Raw genomic sequence first — 1,009 nt, forward strand, 5'->3', positions numbered from 1 at the left:
CCCTACACTCCGTGAAGCGCTCAAGATGCTTCAGCGGGAGAAGGTGCTCATTAGTAAAAACGGCGTAGGGACTTATGTCAACAACCGTCCGGACTTCATTATCAACCCGCTGAGCAGGCTGCAAAGTGTGGGTCAAATGATTAAAAATGAGGGGTATATCGAAAGTGAATTAGACATTAAGATCTATACACGAGAGCCAGAGGAAGATTGGAGAAAGCAATTACAAATCGATCATGATGAAAAAGTTGTCATTTTGGAGCGTTCGCGAACAGCAAACGGCAAGAAAGTGGCATTTTATTATAATATTTTCCCGCAGAGTTTGGTGGCAGGTCATTTTGAGGGGGAATTCTCAGGAGCCATCTTTGATTTCTTAAAGAGCAAGATGGGCATCAACATTGCCTATGCCATTACCGAAATATGCGCGCTAAGCAGCTCCGAAGAAATGGATCAGAATGCCGTGAACGTGCTGGGCAATGAAATCTTATTATTAAAGCAACTTCATTTCGATGAAGAAGATAGACCTGTCTTCTATTCGCTGGACTATTTGAAAAATAGCGTCTTTAAATTCTTTATCAAACGTGAATAGAAATGAAAATGACGTATATTCCTGTCCATACTTACGACAAGAATATACGTCATTACATGTTCGCTTTCCATGAAGTTACCATAACGATAAAAATACGTTGTATTACTTTTCAAGAAATCCAGTAGAAGGATTCGTAATGAAAAAATCTTCTTGCGGAACATGAAAATATTGAATCCAAACGCCATCTAACAGGTTCTCTCGTTTATCTAGCAAGACATTAATCCCTTTATCTGTCTCTACGATTTCATCATTTTCAGTGGCATTATCCAGGATTACGGCATAATGAGCATGATCGCCATGATTCTGAGTAATCAAGACTCGGACCATCTTCCCCTCCGCCCCCTCCTGACTCAACATATCCTTCAAAACTTTAGCTGCGTTCCGGTTTATTTTGCATTTCATATGGGTGTTTCTCCTCTATTC

Annotated in this window: 2 protein-coding genes; one reads left to right on the top strand and one right to left on the bottom strand. The window is 40.3% G+C overall.

The window, feature by feature from the left end; genetic code table 11:
* Positions 1-586: GntR family transcriptional regulator (locus tag AC1DUA_RS38925; RefSeq protein WP_477504773.1), on the top strand; the 586-nt coding region annotated here is incomplete at its 5' end.
* A gap of 102 nt (positions 587-688) precedes the next feature.
* On the opposite strand, the gene AC1DUA_RS38930 is transcribed toward AC1DUA_RS38925, so the two are convergent.
* Positions 689-988, bottom strand: a complete 300-nt coding sequence (locus AC1DUA_RS38930) for an iron-sulfur cluster assembly accessory protein (protein ID WP_477504774.1) — start codon at positions 986-988, stop codon at positions 689-691.
* Positions 989-1,009 lie beyond the last annotated feature (21 nt).

It is taken from the genome of Paenibacillus sp. 01T422, from assembly GCF_056398785.1.

Bases quoted from the DNA above. Each gene is read 5' to 3' on its own strand.
- AC1DUA_RS38930 (WP_477504774.1), bottom strand. From the start codon at position 988: ATGAAATGCAAAATAAACCGGAACGCAGCTAAAGTTTTGAAGGATATG.